This window comes from Nocardiopsis sp. NPDC006938 (assembly GCF_042869555.1).
GTDB lineage: Bacteria > Actinomycetota > Actinomycetes > Streptosporangiales > Streptosporangiaceae > Nocardiopsis.
Genome location: NZ_JBIAGA010000015.1, coordinates 36,839 through 51,053, shown reverse-complemented (window position 1 = coordinate 51,053; position 14,215 = coordinate 36,839). Strand labels below are relative to the sequence as shown.

Sequence of the window (14,215 nt, the reverse complement as noted above, 5' to 3'; positions counted from 1 at the left end):
GGCTCACTCCCCCCGGTTGGCCGCGCGCAGGCCGCGGTACCAGCCCAGGACGCGCCCTTCGACGAACTCGAACACGGACGAGAGCAGGAATCCGATGACGCCGAGCAGGACCATCCCGGCCCACATCTCGGGGATGGCGAAGGTGCGCTGGAACTGCACGATGGCGAAGCCCAGGCCGCTGGAACTGGCGAACATCTCGCTGATCACCATGAGGATGATGGCCAGGGCGAGGGCCAGGCGCAGTCCCGCCATGATCTGCGGGCTCGCCGAGCGCAGCACCAGGACCCGCAGCCGGGTCGGGCCGGAGAGGCCGTAGCAGCGCGCGGTGTCGGCGAGCACGGGGTCCACGGCGCGCACGCCCTCCACGGTGTTGAGCAGGACCGGCCACACGCAGCCGAAGACGATGACCATGATCTTCATGGAGTCGTCGATACCGGCGAGCATGATCATGAGCGGGACGAGCACGGGCGGCGGGATGGCGCGCAGGAACTCCAGGGCGGGTTCGACGGTGGCGCGCACGCGCGCGTCGAGGCCGAGGACGATTCCCAGCCCGACGCCGATCACGGCGGCGAGCGCGAACCCGACGAGGAGTCGGCCCAGGCTGGGCAGCACGTCCACGAAGAAGCGTTCGGAGAACCACAGTTCGGCGAAGGCCGAGGCGATGGCGGCGGGGGTGGGCGTGTAGAAGCTCGCGCCGGGCTGGGCGGTGACGGCCCAGTACACGCCGACGATGACGGTGGGCAGCGCGAGCACGTGCAGCAGGCGCAGTGCGTAGCCGGGGGTCGCGGGCCTGCGGCGGGCGGGCGCGGGTACGGGCTGACTCATGCTGCGGCCTCCCCGCGGACGGACGTGTGCCAGCGCAGGACGCGGCGTTCCAGGGCGCGCACACCGGTGTTGATGACCACGCCGAGGAGGCCGGTGGCGACGATCCAGGCGTAGACGAGGGCGACGGCGCCGCCCTGTTGGGCGTTGGTGATCTGGTCCCCGATGCCGGGGGAGCCGATGATCAGCTGGGCGGTGATGGACAGGATGAGCCCGACGGCCGCGGCCAGGCGGAGGCCGGTCATGAGGTAGGGCAGGGTGGTGGGCCACACGACGTGGCGGATGCGGGCCAGGCGCCCCAGACCGTAGGAGCGCGCGGTCTGTTCGGCGACCGGGTCCACGTCGGCGACTCCGTAGAGCACCTGGATGTAGATCAGCCAGAAGCAGGCGTAGACGACCAGGAGCAGGGTGGAGCGGATGTCGGTGCCGTACATGAGGACGGCGAGCGGGATGAGCGCCACCGAGGGGATGGGGCGTAGGAAGTCCACCGTGGAGGTCGTGAAGGCGCGCAGCCGCGGTGTGGAACCGAGGGCGAAGCCGAGCAGGACGGCGGCGGCCAGGGCGATGGCCAGGCCCAGGGCCCATCCGTACAGGGTGTGGCCGACCGCCTCCCAGAAGGGGGCGGTGGTGGCGCGCCCGGCCAGGGTGGCCAGGACCTCGGAGACGGGTGGGAAGTAGCGTTCGGGCACCGCGCCGAGGCGGGGGGCCAGTTCCCACAGGGTCAGCAGGCCGGCGATGCCCAGGGCGCCCAGGAGGGGGCGGCGGGGCGCGGCGCGTCGGGCCGCGCCCCGGGGCGGGGCGGTCCGTGTGGTGGTCATCGGATCAGTGAGTCCAGGTCGGGGTCGGCGTCGACGATGCCGTCGGTGACCATCAGGTCGGCGAGGGTCTCCAGGGCGTCGCGGTCGATCTCGGCGCGAAAGCGCGGCCAGCGCAGCTGGTCGAACAGGGCCGGGTCGATCTCGGTGTAGGCGGTGAGGGTCTGGGCGGTCTCCTCGGGGTGGTCGGACGCGAACGCCAGGGACTCGTTCATGGCCTCGGTGAAGGCGTCCACGGTGTCGGGGTCGCTCCCGATGAGGTCGTCGGAGGTGAAGTAGGTGGCGATGGACAGTTCGGGGTGCAGGTCGACGAAGTTGCCGGCGATCTCGGTGGCGCCCTGTTCGAGGGCGATGGTGAGGAAGGGTTCGACGACCCAGGCGGCGTCGACCTGGCCGTTGTCCAGGGCGCCGGGCATGTCGGGGAAGGCGAGTTCGATGAAGTCGAGGTCGGCGGGGTCGCCGCCCGCCACGCGCACGGAGTTGCGGACCGAGGTGTCGCCGATGTTGTTGAGGTTGTCGATGGCCACGGTGGCGCCGTCCAGGTCGGCCGCGCTGGTGACGTCGCTGTCGGCTCCGACGACCAGGGCGCTGTAGTCCGTGGCGGCGTCACCGGTGGTGGTCATGCCGTTGGCGACCACGGTCAGCGGGAGTCCCTGTTCGCGGGCGATGATCAGGGAGGCGACGTTGCCGAAGGCGAAGTCGAGTTCGCCGCTGACGACGCGGGGGACGGTGGTGGCGCCGCCCCCGCCGGTCTCGATGGTCACGTCCAGGCCGCGCTCCTCGAAGAAGCCCTGTTCGACGCCGAGGTAGAGCGGGGCGACCGCGGTGATCGGCAGGACGCCCACGGTGACGGGGGTGAGGCCGTCCTCGGTGGTGTCGGTTCCGGTGGAACCGCAGGCGGTGGCGGTCAGGGTCAGCGCGGCCACGGCGGCGAGGACGCCCGGTCCGGTCTTCTTGGCGGTCATGTGGTCACTCCTGGGGACGGGCGGGGTCAGGGTGGGAGGCGGGAGGTGGGGCGGGGATGGCGGGAGCGGGGGCGCGGGCGCGGGGGCGGGGGCGGTCAGCGCAGGAGGCCGTCGAGGTCGGGGGCCTCGTCCACGAGTCCGTCGGTGACCATGAGGTCGGCGAGGGTGCGCACGGACTCCTCGTGGATCTCCTCGGGGAAGCGGGGCAGGGCCATGCGCTCGATGAGGGAGGGGTCGATCTCGGTGTAGTCGGCCAGGATGCGGCGGACCTCGTCGGGGTTGGCGTCGGCGTAGGCCAGGGACTCGTGGAGGGCCGCGGTGACGTCCTCGAAGAGGTCGGGGTCCTCGGCGATCCGGGTTTCGGAGGTGAAGTAGGCGGCGACGGACAGGTCGGGGTGGGTGTCGACGAAGTTGGAGGCGATCTCGCGGTGGCCCGCCTCGCGGATGGTGGAGGCGAAGGGTTCCACCGCCCAGACGGCGTCGATCTGGCCGGTCTCCAGCGCGGCGGGCATGTCCGGGAAGGGCAGTTCGACGAAGTCGACCTCGGCGGGGTCGCCTCCGGCCGCGCGCACGGACTGGCGGACGGTGGTGTCGCCGATGTTGTTGAGGTTGTTGGCGGCCACGGTCAGGCCCTCCAGGTCGGCCGCGCCGGTGACGTCGCTGTCGGAGAGGACGAACACGCCGCCGAAGTCGGCCCCCTGTTCACCGGCGCTGGTGACGCCGTTGCTGAGCGCGGTCAGGGGGAGGCCCTGTTCACGGGCGATGACGAGCGAGACGATGTTGCTGAAGGCGAAGTCGAACTCGCCGCTGATCACGCCGGGGACGATCGCGGCCCCGCCGGAGCCGGACTCCAGCCGCAGGTCGATGCCGCGGTCCTCGAAGAAGCCCTGTTCGACGCCCAGGTACACGGGGGCGACGTCGACGATCGGGATCACCCCGGCGGTGACGGTGGTCAGACCGTCGGCGTCGTCGGCGGTCGGGGTGCCGCCGCAGGCCGTGGCGGCCAGCAGGGCGGCCGTCGCGGCGAGGGCGGCCGGGGTGGGACGACGCATCGCAACTCCAACTGTGAGGGGTGGGGGCGCGGCCACCCACGTTTGTACGCCTAGCGAACATGTGTTCTGAAAGTGAACATAGGTGATCCGCATCACCGGGTCAAGGTGTGACCGGGGCACATTTGGGACACGTGAACAGCGAAGGGTCGGATGACCACGCCTGGTCAGGACCTCTTCCCGGGGAAATCCCGGGGCGCATGGGGGCCGCCGCCGACCCGACCCGCACGGACCGAACGGGGTAGGGTAGCCTAACCAAACCGCCACACGGCCGAGGGTGACGCCCCTGCCGGCCCTTCGTGTGCGCGCGGCAGTGAGCCCCATCCGATTGGACGGACCCGTGCGTCTTCCCACCACCCCCGACGGCCGACGCGGCTGTTCGGCCCTGGCCCGCCACACCGACGAACAGATCGCGGGCACCGCGGGCCGCACCGGCGGATGGCTGCTGATCGAGCACGACGGCCCCTGGCGCAACCCGGCCTTCGCCAGCGAGGGCCTCGACCGCGCGGTCGTCTCCGAACTGTCCCGGCGCATCGCCGGACGCGACGTACGGCCCCAGCTCATCAAGCGGCCCGGGACCCGCGAACGGCGCACCCGCGCCGACCGCCCGCTGCGCGCCTACCTCGTCCACACCAGCCGGGCCCGGCCCTGGGTGCGCCGGATCGACTTCCACGACCTCGCCGAGCTGCTGGACGTCGACGTCACCGCGGCCGAACGCCCCGAGCCGCCCGCCTTCGGCAGTCCCGTGGACCACACCCTCTACCTGGTGTGCACCCACGCCAAGAAGGACCCCTGCTGCGCCATGCTGGGCCGTCCCGTCGCCGCCGCGCTGGCCGGAGGCGAGGCCGAGGTCTGGGAGACCACCCACGTGGGCGGCGACCGCTTCGCCGCCAACCTCGTGGCCCTGCCCCAGGGCGTCTACTTCGGCCGCCTCACACCCGAGTCGGCCCAGGACACCGTGGCCGCCCTCGAGCGCGGACTGGTGCTCCCGGAGAACTACCGGGGCCGCTGCACCGACTCCTCCCCCGCCCAGGCCGCCGAGGCCGCGCTGCGTTCCCGGTTGGGCGTCCCCGTGGGCGTCGACGCACTCGCCCACCTGGCCGAGGAGGAGACCGAGCGCGGGGCCCGGGTGCTCCTGGGCCACGACGGAGGCCTGTACTCGGTGTCGGTGGAGACCGAGGAGGGCACCGAGTGCCCCAGCACGTGTTCGGCGCTCTCCCCCACCCGGCCGGTCTTCCACCGGGTGCGCCACATCAGCGGGGTCCTGGGCACCGCACCGGCCTGACCCCGGTAACGCGAAGGGGGGTGGGGACCAGACGGTCCCCACCCCCCTTCGCGTCGCCCGCCGGTTCCGGGTCAGCCCCAGAAACCGAAGCCGTACAACAGGAAGTTGGTGGCCGCCATCGCGGCCAGCGCCAGCACCGCGCCCACCACGAACGAGGTCCGCAGCGAGCGCACCAGGTACTCCAGCGACACCATGTTGTTCAGCAGGAAGTAGCCCAGCATCATCGCGTGCAGGAAACCGTCCACGCTCCACGGCTCGAAGGAGGAGACCGCCCCGGTCCACATGTCGGCCTCGGCCGTGAACCACGCCCACGCCAGCGCGGCCCCGTAGCCCAGGGGGATCTGGATCAGCGGGATGATCATCAGCGGCAGCAGCTTGACGAAGCCCCACAACCCCGGCTGGTCCGCGCGGCGCGCCTCGGCCTGGGCCCGGCGGGCGGCGTCCTGTTCGGCGCGCATCCGGTCCCGGTGCGCCCGCTCGGCCTCCTGGCGTCGCCGCTGCTCCTCCTGCTGCTCCTGGGACCGGCGCTGCTGATCACGCTGGCGCCGACGCTGTTCCTCGGCCCTGCGGTGCTGGTCCTCCTGCTGGCGGCGCGGGTCCTCGCGCTGGTCGCGGCGCCCGCCGTAGAGGTCCGCGTAGGGGTCGTCGCCGCCCGGGGCGCCCTGGGTCCCCTGAGGACTCTGGCCGTACTGCTGGGTCTGCTGGTAGGGCTGCTGCTGCGTGGGCTGGAACGGTGACGTGGGAGGCACGCCCGGCTGTGCGCCCAGCACCGAGGTGGCCCCCGCCGAGGGGTCCTGCGTCCCGTACCCGCCGGGCGGCGCCACCCGGGTGGACTGGTCATCCCCGAAGGCTCCGGCCGCGGGCGCGGCCGCGCCCGCCGCCGCGCCCGCGGCACCGCCCAGCGCCGCCGCGCCCCCCGCCCCGAGGACCTCCGTCCGCTGGTGGCCCCCGGTCGCGCCGGGGTCACCCGCCGAGGTCACCAGGGCCTTGTTGACCTTGGCCACCTGCTCCTGCACGCCCGTCATGACCGCCGGGGGCAGCCAGGACGACCCCGCGGGCACGTCGCCCAGGTAGTCGAGGATCTCGCCCGGCCCCGGCCGCCCGCGCACGTCCTTGGACAGGCAGGCGGCGATCAGGTGCCGCAACGACTCCGGCACCGCGGACAGGTCCGGCTCACGGCTGATGATGCGCATGACCATCGTGGGCATGTTGCCCTCACCGAACGGCCCGGTACCCGCCGCCGCGAAGGCCAGCACCGCGCCGTAGGCGAACAGGTCGCTGGCCGGGGTGAGCTCGGAACCCTGCACCTGCTCGGGGCTCATGAACCCCGGCGTGCCGATCACCGACTGCGTGGCGGCGGTACCGTCGGTGGCCCGCGCGATCCCGAAGTCGATCACCCGGGGGCCGTCCTCGGCCAGAAGCACGTTGCCCGGCTTGAGGTCGCGGTGGATCAACCCGACCCGGTGGATCTCGGCCAGCGCCTCGGCCAGGCCCGCCGCCAGCACCCGCACGCTCGCCTCGGGCAGCGGCCCGTGGGCCTGCACCGCCTCGTCCAGGGGCAGTGAGGGCACGTACGAGGTCACCAGCCAGGGCACCTCGTCGTCGGGCCCGGCGTCGATGACCGGTGCGGTGAACGCGCCGCTGACCTGACGCGCCGCCGTGACCTCGCGGGCGAACCGCTGCCGGAAGGAGGGGTCGGTGGCCAGGTGCGGGTGGATGCGTTTGATCGCGACCGCCCGGCCGCCGGCCGAGCGCCCGAAGAACACCTGACCCATGCCTCCGGCGCCCAGGCGCCCGATCAGCCGGTACCGACCGACCCGCTCCGGATCAGAGTTCTCTAGCGGCCCCAACGTCCTCAACCTCCGGCTCTGCGGCGTCTTCCTACCGAACGGGGCCCCAGTCTAGGCCTTGGCCACCCCGCCCGGACCACCGTCACGACGTGTGATCCGCCCCGGTGCCCCGGGGTTCGCGCGAACCCGAGGGAAGGTGCCGGTCAGCGCCTGGGTGGACACGCGGGAGGCCGCTCGGGGGCCGCTCGGTGCCCCTGCGGGGGCGGCCCACGCGGCGAACGCGGCGGCCCCCGGCGTGGTTCCCCTCTGGCCACTGACGGCCAACTCCGGCGTTCGCCCCGGACGGCGGCCCTCCGACGCCTACGCTCGAGGGGTCACCGAGAGGAGTCACCAGCATGCGGACACTCGACACCCTCCGTATCGACGCGCGGCTGCGTCTGGCCCACGGAGTGTCGTGGCTCACCGCCCAGAGCGGCGACCACCCCAGCCGCCTCCTGCACTGGCCCTGGCGGCAGAACCCCTACCCGACCTACGCGAGGATGCGCGCCCGGGGCCCGGTGGTCACGAGCCGGCTGCCCCTCCTGACCGCGACCACACGCGCCGCCGTCGACGAGGTGCTGCGCTCACGCGACTTCGGGGTCGAGCCGCCCGGCGGCGCCGAGGTCCCCGAACAGTTCCGTGTCGTCGACCTCTCCTTCCTCCAGTTGGACCCGCCCGACCACACCCGGCTGCGCGCCCTGGCCCGCCCCGCGTTCAGTCCGCGACTGATGGCGGGCTACCGCGCCGAGATCGAGAAGATCACCGCCGAACTCCTGGACTCGGCCCTGAGCCGCGACGGGTTCGACCTCATGCGCGACTTCGCCCAGCCGCTGCCCATCGCGGTGATCAGCCGTTTGCTGGGCGTGCCCGAGCGTGACGACGCCGACTTCGTACGGATCGGGCACGTGATCGGCGGGGCGCTGGACGGCGCGGGATCGGCCCGCCACCTGGAACGCATCCGGGAGGCGACCACCGAGCTGGACCGCATCTTCGCGCGCCTGATGGTCGAACGCCGGGCCGACCCCCGCGAGGACGTCGTGTCCGCCCTGGTCGCCCGGCACGACGACGGCGAGCTGACCGCCTCCGAGCTGAGCTCGATGTGCCGGCTCCTGTTGGTCGCCGGGTTCGAGACGACGGTGAACCTCATCGGCAACGGGGCGATGGCGCTGCTGCGCCACCGCGACCAGTGGGATCGGCTGGTCGCCGACCCGGGGCTGGCCGCCGGGGCGGTGGAGGAGGTCCTGCGCTTCGACTCGCCGGTCCAGCTCACCGGGCGCTGGGCCCGCGCCGACACCGAGGTCCAGGGGGTGCCCGTGCGGGCCGGGCAGCAGATCATGTGCCTGATCGGCTCCGCCAACCGGGACCCGGAGCACTTCACCGACCCCGACCAGTTCGACGTGACCCGGCCCGACGCCGGTGAGCACCTGTCCTTCTCGGGCGGGGCCCACTACTGCCTGGGGGCACCGCTGGCCCGCCTGGAGGGCGAGGTCGCGCTGCGCGCCCTGGCCGAGCGGGCGCCCGGGCTGCGCCCCACCGCCGCTCCCACGCGGCGCGGCACCCTGACCGTGCGGGCCCTCTCCTCGTTCCCGGTCACCGCCGGGGGCCGGTAGCGGGTGGGGGCCGACGGGTCGGACGGGACCTCCCGGAGCCGGGGGCCTTCCACGGCGCGGGCGCGCACGCTCCTCTCCCTGGGGGCGGTGGGCGCGGTGGTCGTGCTGGTGGCGGCGGTGCTGGCGTGGGCGCTGCCCGAGCCCGACGGGGCACCACGCGGCGAGCGCCCGGGGCTGGCCCGGGCGCACGGGATCGCACTGGGTACCGCCGTGGCGGTGGACCCGCTGGGCGGGGACACCGCCTACCGGGAGCTGGTGAGCGGCCACTACACGTCGGTGACGGCGGAGAACACCATGAAGTGGCAGTACGTGCAGCCCGAGCGCGGCACGTTCGACTGGAGCGGGCCGGACGCCGTGGTCGGCTTCGCCGAGGAGCGGGGGCTGTCGGTGCGGGGCCACACCCTGCTGTGGCACAACCAGCTCCCGGACTGGCTGGCGGAGGGGTCCCTGGACGCCGGGGAGCTGCGCGCGGTCACGCGTGAGCACGTCGACGCGCTGGTCGGCCGCTACGCGGGCCGGGTGACCTCCTGGGACGTGGTCAACGAACCCTTCGAGGACGACTCACCGCGGCTGCGCGACAACCTCTGGTACCGGGCCCTGGGCGAGGACTACGTCGCCGAGGCGCTGTGGATGGCGCACGAGGCGGACCCCGAGGCCAAGCTCTACGTCAACGAGTACGGGGTGGAGGGCGGCGGCGCGAAGGCCGACGCCCTGTACGAGCTCGCGGCCGACCTGCTCGACCGGGGGGTACCACTGCACGGGATCGGGTTCCAGGGGCACTTCGTGCACGGGAACGTGCCCGAGGACCTGGCCGAGAACATGCGGCGCTTCGTCGAACTGGGGTTGGACGTGGAGGTGAGCGAACTGGACGTGCGCATTCCCGAGCCGGTCGAGGAGGAGGACCTCGCGGCCCAGGCCGAGGAGTACCGGTACGTCCTGGAGTCCTGTCTGGCGGTCTCGCGCTGCGTGGGGGTGACCGTGTGGGGTGTGACCGACGCGCACTCGTGGATTCCCGAGTGGTTCCCCGGCTACACGGCCGCCCTGCCCTTCGACGGCGACTACACCCCCAAACCCGCGCTGGCCGGTATGGTCGAGGCGCTCCGCCGGGACCGACGGCCCCGCGGCGCTCGGGGCCGGGGCGTCCGGTAGGTACAGAGCCCGCGCCGCTTCCGGCACGCCCGGCCACGAGGACGAGGGAGGCGGCAGCACATGGTCGACGACGCCAGGCCGATCCCCGTCCCGTCCGCGCTCGCCGAGACCCTGCACCGGTACGTCGGGCCCGCGTGGGTGCGCGGTCTGCCCGGACTGGCCGCCCGCGGGTGCGAACAGTGGGCGCTACGGCCGACCGGAACACCGATGCACGGCGCCGTGGCGCTGGTGGTGCCGGTGGAGCGCGCCGACGGTTCCCCGGCCGTGCTCAAGGTCCAGCCGGTGGACGAGGAGACCGCGGGAGAGCCCGCCGCGCTCGCGGCCTGGAACGGTGACGGGGCGGTGCGCCTGCTGGAGCACGACCCGGGCACGGGGTCGATGCTGTTGGAGGCGCTGGACCCGGCCCGGAGGCTGGACACCGTCTCCCTGGACGAGGCGCTGGAGGTGGTCGGCGCGCTGTTGGCGCGGCTCGGTGCGCACCCCGCCCCGCCCGGACTGCGCCGGTTGGACGCCATGGCGCGGCGCATGGCCGACACCGCCGACGCGGTGGTCGCCGCGCACCGGGTGGACCCCGAGACGCGTGTGCTCCTGGCCCGGTGGGCGGGTCTGGCCCGCGACCTGTCGGCGGAGGCGGGCGATCGGCTGCTGCACTGGGACCTGCACTACGAGAACGTGCTGGCGGCGCCGCCCGGTGCGGCGCGGGGCCCGTGGCTGGCCATCGACCCCAAACCCCTGGTGGGGGACGGCGGCTTCGAACTGTTGCCCGCGCTGCGCGACCGGTGGGAGGAGGCCGAGGCCACCGGCGACGCCCTGAGGGAGGTCCGGCGCCGCTTCGACCTGCTCACCGAGGCGGCGGGGCTGGACCGGGAGCGGGCCCGCGCCTGGACCCTGGTGCGGGTCCTGGAGAACACCCTCTGGGAGATCGAGGACGGGGAGCGCCCCGCCGCCGGGGTCACGGGCGCCGTGGCGCGGGCTCTGGAGGGCTGACCACCGGGGACCGGGCGACCGTCACGGCGGGGGCCGCCCCTGCGCGCGTCGCCGGGGAGGGGCGGGGTGCGGTGCGTCAGCCGACCGGCCCGGTAGAGGCCCCCACCAGGTCCGCCGCGTCTGCGGCTGTCGACCGGGACGCGGTCGGGGTCCCCCCGCCCCTGCGGTGTTCGGTGGGCGTGGTTCCGCGCAGGCGCTTGAAGGCCGCGCTGAGGGCGAAGGCGTTGGAGTAGCCGACGCGGCGCGCGATCGCCTCCACGGTGGTGTCGGTCCCACGGAGCAGGTCGGCGGCGCGGCCCACCCTCCAGTCGGCGAGGTAGGTCATGGGCGGCACGCCGACCAGCGAGCGGAAGTCACGGGCCAGGGTCGCGCGGGACACCCCGCACCGCTCGGCCAGCAGGGCCACCGTCCAGGGGTGGGCGGGGAGGTTGTGCATCAGGCGCAGCGCCCGCCCCACCACCGGGTCGTCCATGGCGGTGTACCAGGCGGGCGGACGGGCGCCGGGGCGGTCGAACCAGGCGCGCAGCATGGTGATCAGGGCCAGGTCCAGCAGGCGGTCCAGGACCAGTTGCTGGCCGGGGGCGGGACAGTCGATCTCGGCGGTGATGAGGTCCCGCAGCCAGTCGTGGCACTCGTCTCCCGGGACCACCAGGACCGGGGGCAGCGCGGAGACCAGGCGTTGGCTGAGGTCGCCGGAGACCTCGTAGTGACCGCTCAGCAGGAGGTCGGCGGAGTCCGGGGAGTCGCCGTAGGTGCGCAGTCCGAGGTCGGCCTCCTCGGTGAGGGGGACGCCGTCCGGGCCCAGGCAGCTGTTGCCCGCCAGGACGGTGCAGGTGACGGGGGCGTCGGCGGGGTGGGCGACGGCGTGGGACCCGGGGCCGCGCAAGATGGCGGTGTCCCCCTCGGCGAGCGCGACGGGCTCCCCCCGGTCCGGGACGATCCAGGCTCCTCCCCGCACCATGGTGACCAGGGTCAGGGGTGAGCCGTGGTCGAACCGTACCGACCACGGCGGGTTCATGACCGACCTGCTGAAGAGCGCCCCGCGGGCGCGGACCCCGTCGAGGAGGTCCGAGAGTGCGTCCATGCGTGCAGCGTAGACGATGGGATATCCGTGTGAGCTTCTGGGCCATGGATCGTCTCAGACTTTCCCGGTTGAATCGTGGCCATGACAGAGAACACGGAGTACACGACGCGGCCGGTCCTGGTGACCGGCGCGACCGGGATGACCGGCCGCCGGGTCCTGGCCCGGCTGAGGGAGCGGGGCGTGCCCGCGCGGGCGGCCTCCCGCTCCTCGGAGTGGGCGTTCGACTGGAGCGACCCGGCCACCTGGGACCAGGTGTTGGAGGGCGCCGGGGCGGTCTACCTGGTGCAGAACGACGTCGATCCGCGGACCCCCGCGTTCGTGGCGCGGGCGGTGGCCCACGGGGTGGGGCGGATCGTGCAGCTGTCGGCGCGCGGGGTCGACGTGCCGGGTTACTACGGCGACCGGGAGGACGCCATCGCACACCTGGTGGGAGAGGAGGCGGTGAAGGCCAGCGGGCTGGAGTGGACGGTCCTGAGGCCGGGATGGTTCGCGCACAACTTCAGTGAGGGCCTCCTGGCGGACCAGGTGCGCGCCGGGGTGCTGCGCCTGCCCGCCGGGGACGGAGCCGCCAGTTGGATCGACGCGCGGGACATCGCCGACGTGGCGGTGGCCGCGCTCACCGAGCCCGGCCACCACGGGCGCACCTACGTGCTGTCCGGGGCCCGCCTGCTGACCCTCGCCGAGGTGGCGGCGCGGATCTCCGCCGCTGCGGGGCGCGCGGTCCGCTACGAGCCGGTGTCGGTGGAGGAGTACGTCGCGGATCGGAGGGGGCAGGGGTGGACCGAGGAGGAGTCCCGGGAGATGGCCATGGTGATCTCCCCCATCGAGCGGGGCAACGAGGCCGAGCTCACCACCGGGGTCCAGGAGGCGCTGGGGCGTGAGCCGCGCGACTTCTCCGACTACGTCGCCGAGGCCTTCGAGCGAGAGGCGGAGCACGCGTGAGCGGGCACGGGGGTGACCGGAGGCCGGTCCTGGTGACCGGAGCGACGGGGATGACCGCCCGCCGGGTGCTGGCCCGGCTGAGGGAGCGGGGCGTGCCCGCGCGGGCGGCCTCCCGCTCCTCGGAGTGGGCGTTCGACTGGAGCGACCCGGCCACCTGGGACCGGGTGCTGGACGGGGCCGGGGCGGTCTACCTGGTGCAGAACGACGTCGACCCCCGCATCCCGGAGTTCGTGGGGCGCGCGGCGGCGCTCGGGGTGGGGCGGCTGGTCCAGCTCTCGGCGCGCGGTGTCGACGGCCACGAGTACTTCGAGAACGGGGGGCCGCACCCCTCGCACCTCCAGGCGGAGCGCGCGGTGAAGGCCAGCGGGCTGGAGTGGACGGTCCTACGGCCGGGATGGTTCGCGCAGAACTTCAGTGAGGGGCTGCTGGTGGACGGGGTGCGCGCCGGGGTGCTGCGGCTGCCCACCGCCGACGGCGCGGCGACCTGGATCGACACCGAGGACATCGGTGCCGTGGCGGCGGCCGCCCTGACCGAACCGGGCCACCACGGGCGCACCTACGAGTTGGGCGGGCCCCGGGCCCTGAGCCTGGAGGAGGCCTGCGCCGAGATCTCCCACGCGCTGGGGCGCGCCGTCCGTTACGAGCCGGTGTCAGAGGAGGAGTACGCGCGCGACCTCGTGGAACGGGGCTGGCCGGAGGCGGGGGTCGGGGAGATGATCGTGGCGCTCTCGGCCATCCGGCGCGGGCTGGAGTCCGTGGACTCCCCCGGGGTCCGGGAGGCGCTGGGGCGCGAGCCGCGCGACTTCTCCGACTACGTCGCCCGCACCTTCCACGAGGGGTGGACACGCGCGTGAGCGGCCCGGTCCGGACCGCCACGTGACGCCGTGAGACTCCTCCGGCGACCCTGGTCGCGTCCGGTCCGGCCCCGATAGGGCCTGACCGGACCGGACGCGACCGTTCCTACTCGGCGACGGTGATCCCCAGCGACCCCAGGATCATCCCGGCCTGCGCGGGGCCCAGGGTGGCTCCGCGCAGGAAACCGGCCTGGTGGAGCTCCAGCTCGCCCAGGTCCGCCCCGCGCAGGTCGGCGCCGGTGAACTTCGCGTTCACCAGGTTGGCACCGCGCAGCCGCGACTCCTTCCACACCGTCTCCCGCAGGTCGGCCGAGGCCAGGTCCGCCTCGTCGAGCCGCAGCCCCTCCAGGGTCTGGCCGCGCAGGACCAACCCCTTGCAGCGGGCCAACATGAGGTTGCACTGCGAGAAGGAGTAGCCGATCCCCCGCAGCGAGGTGAGACCGGCTCCGGTGAGCCTGCATCCGGTGAAGACCGTGTCGGTGAGCAGTGCGCCCTGCCAGCGGGTGTTGGCCAGGTCCGTGCGCTCGAAACGGGTGTCCGTGCACTCGGTGTGCGCGAAGGAGGCCCCCGCCGCCGCTCCTCCGGAGAACACCGCGCCCTCCAGGACCGCGCGGTCCAGGCGGGCCCCGTCCAGACGGCAGTCGACGAACCGCGCGTCCACCAGGTGGGCGTCGCGCAGGTCGGCCCCGCTGAGGTCGCAGCGGGTCAGCACGCGGGGCGTGCCGGGATCGCGGGACAGCGCCTCGCGCAGGTCGTGATCGGACAGGTCGGCGTCGGTGGTCTCGGGCTGGGCGAGAAGATCGGTGCTCACGCTCGCAGACCCT

Annotated in this window: 13 protein-coding genes; 6 read left to right on the top strand and 7 right to left on the bottom strand. The window is 73.7% G+C overall.

What is annotated here, in order from left to right; all coding sequences use genetic code 11:
• Positions 1-3: 3 nt before the first annotated feature.
• From ACFYL4_RS21035 to ACFYL4_RS21020, 4 genes are all read right to left on the bottom strand, one after another.
• Entirely contained in the window at positions 4-825 is an 822-nt protein-coding gene (locus ACFYL4_RS21035) for an ABC transporter permease (RefSeq protein ID WP_387520156.1), read from the bottom strand.
• A complete protein-coding gene (locus tag ACFYL4_RS21030; protein ID WP_357767920.1) occupies positions 822-1,640 on the bottom strand; it encodes an ABC transporter permease in 819 nt (272 codons plus the stop codon). Before ACFYL4_RS21030 ends, ACFYL4_RS21035 begins: the two co-directional genes overlap by 4 nt.
• The gene (locus ACFYL4_RS21025) at positions 1,637-2,602 is read right to left on the bottom strand and encodes an ABC transporter substrate-binding protein (RefSeq protein ID WP_387520153.1); all 966 of its coding nucleotides are present in this window, start codon (positions 2,600-2,602) and stop codon (positions 1,637-1,639) included. The genes ACFYL4_RS21030 and ACFYL4_RS21025 overlap by 4 nt, the downstream gene beginning before the upstream one ends.
• A 95-nt stretch (positions 2,603-2,697) precedes the next feature.
• Positions 2,698-3,654, bottom strand: coding sequence for an ABC transporter substrate-binding protein (locus ACFYL4_RS21020; RefSeq protein WP_387520151.1), 957 nt, complete (start codon positions 3,652-3,654; stop codon positions 2,698-2,700).
• A gap of 337 nt (positions 3,655-3,991) precedes the next feature.
• Here ACFYL4_RS21020 and ACFYL4_RS21015 point away from each other — a divergent pair, with 337 nt between their 5' ends.
• Positions 3,992-4,936, top strand: a complete 945-nt coding sequence (locus tag ACFYL4_RS21015; RefSeq protein WP_387520149.1) for a sucrase ferredoxin — start codon at positions 3,992-3,994, stop codon at positions 4,934-4,936.
• 71 nt (positions 4,937-5,007) lie between these two features.
• Here the strand turns inward: ACFYL4_RS21015 and ACFYL4_RS21010 are convergent, their stop codons facing one another.
• On the bottom strand, positions 5,008-6,786 hold the full coding sequence (locus ACFYL4_RS21010) for a serine/threonine protein kinase (RefSeq protein ID WP_387520146.1): 1,779 nt from the start codon (positions 6,784-6,786) through the stop codon (positions 5,008-5,010).
• Between the two features lie 335 nt (positions 6,787-7,121).
• Here ACFYL4_RS21010 and ACFYL4_RS21005 point away from each other — a divergent pair, with 335 nt between their 5' ends.
• The 3 genes from ACFYL4_RS21005 (at position 7,122) to ACFYL4_RS20995 (ending at position 10,511) form a co-directional block, all read left to right on the top strand.
• Complete coding sequence (locus tag ACFYL4_RS21005) at positions 7,122-8,375, top strand: cytochrome P450 (RefSeq protein ID WP_387520144.1); 1,254 nt, start codon at positions 7,122-7,124, stop codon at positions 8,373-8,375.
• Between the two features lie 87 nt (positions 8,376-8,462).
• Positions 8,463-9,524 (top strand): endo-1,4-beta-xylanase, encoded by a 1,062-nt coding sequence (locus tag ACFYL4_RS21000; RefSeq protein ID WP_387520141.1) that lies wholly within the window; start codon positions 8,463-8,465, stop codon positions 9,522-9,524.
• A 60-nt stretch (positions 9,525-9,584) separates the two neighbouring features.
• The gene (locus ACFYL4_RS20995; protein ID WP_387520139.1) at positions 9,585-10,511 is read left to right on the top strand and encodes an aminoglycoside phosphotransferase family protein; all 927 of its coding nucleotides are present in this window, start codon (positions 9,585-9,587) and stop codon (positions 10,509-10,511) included.
• 76 nt (positions 10,512-10,587) lie between these two features.
• Here ACFYL4_RS20995 and ACFYL4_RS20990 read toward each other — a convergent pair whose 3' ends face one another.
• Entirely contained in the window at positions 10,588-11,595 is a 1,008-nt protein-coding gene (locus tag ACFYL4_RS20990; protein WP_387520136.1) for an AraC family transcriptional regulator, read from the bottom strand.
• Positions 11,596-11,676: 81 nt separating this feature from the next.
• On the opposite strand from ACFYL4_RS20990, the gene ACFYL4_RS20985 reads away from it, so the two are divergent.
• Both ACFYL4_RS20985 and ACFYL4_RS20980 read left to right on the top strand, forming a co-directional pair.
• Complete coding sequence (locus tag ACFYL4_RS20985) at positions 11,677-12,537, top strand: NAD(P)H-binding protein (RefSeq protein WP_387520134.1); 861 nt, start codon at positions 11,677-11,679, stop codon at positions 12,535-12,537.
• Positions 12,538-12,587: 50 nt separating this feature from the next.
• Positions 12,588-13,391: an NAD(P)H-binding protein gene (locus ACFYL4_RS20980; protein WP_387520352.1), complete on the top strand. Its 804-nt coding sequence runs from the start codon at positions 12,588-12,590 to the stop codon at positions 13,389-13,391.
• Positions 13,392-13,497: 106 nt separating this feature from the next.
• Here ACFYL4_RS20980 and ACFYL4_RS20975 read toward each other — a convergent pair whose 3' ends face one another.
• Positions 13,498-14,202, bottom strand: a complete 705-nt coding sequence (locus ACFYL4_RS20975) for a pentapeptide repeat-containing protein (RefSeq protein WP_387520132.1) — start codon at positions 14,200-14,202, stop codon at positions 13,498-13,500.
• Positions 14,203-14,215: the final 13 nt, after the last annotated feature.

Excerpts from the sequence above, each read along its gene's own strand:
- ACFYL4_RS21035 (WP_387520156.1), bottom strand. The coding sequence starts at position 825 with ATGAGTCAGCCCGTACCCGCGCCCGCCCGCCGCAGGCCCGCGACCCCC.
- ACFYL4_RS21030 (WP_357767920.1), bottom strand. The coding sequence starts at position 1,640 with ATGACCACCACACGGACCGCCCCGCCCCGGGGCGCGGCCCGACGCGCC.
- ACFYL4_RS21025 (WP_387520153.1), bottom strand. The coding sequence starts at position 2,602 with ATGACCGCCAAGAAGACCGGACCGGGCGTCCTCGCCGCCGTGGCCGCG.
- ACFYL4_RS21020 (WP_387520151.1), bottom strand. The coding sequence starts at position 3,654 with ATGCGTCGTCCCACCCCGGCCGCCCTCGCCGCGACGGCCGCCCTGCTG.
- ACFYL4_RS21005 (WP_387520144.1), top strand. The coding sequence starts at position 7,122 with ATGCGGACACTCGACACCCTCCGTATCGACGCGCGGCTGCGTCTGGCC.
- ACFYL4_RS20995 (WP_387520139.1), top strand. The coding sequence starts at position 9,585 with ATGGTCGACGACGCCAGGCCGATCCCCGTCCCGTCCGCGCTCGCCGAG.
- ACFYL4_RS20990 (WP_387520136.1), bottom strand. The coding sequence starts at position 11,595 with ATGGACGCACTCTCGGACCTCCTCGACGGGGTCCGCGCCCGCGGGGCG.
- ACFYL4_RS20985 (WP_387520134.1), top strand. The coding sequence starts at position 11,677 with ATGACAGAGAACACGGAGTACACGACGCGGCCGGTCCTGGTGACCGGC.
- ACFYL4_RS20980 (WP_387520352.1), top strand. The coding sequence starts at position 12,588 with ATGACCGCCCGCCGGGTGCTGGCCCGGCTGAGGGAGCGGGGCGTGCCC.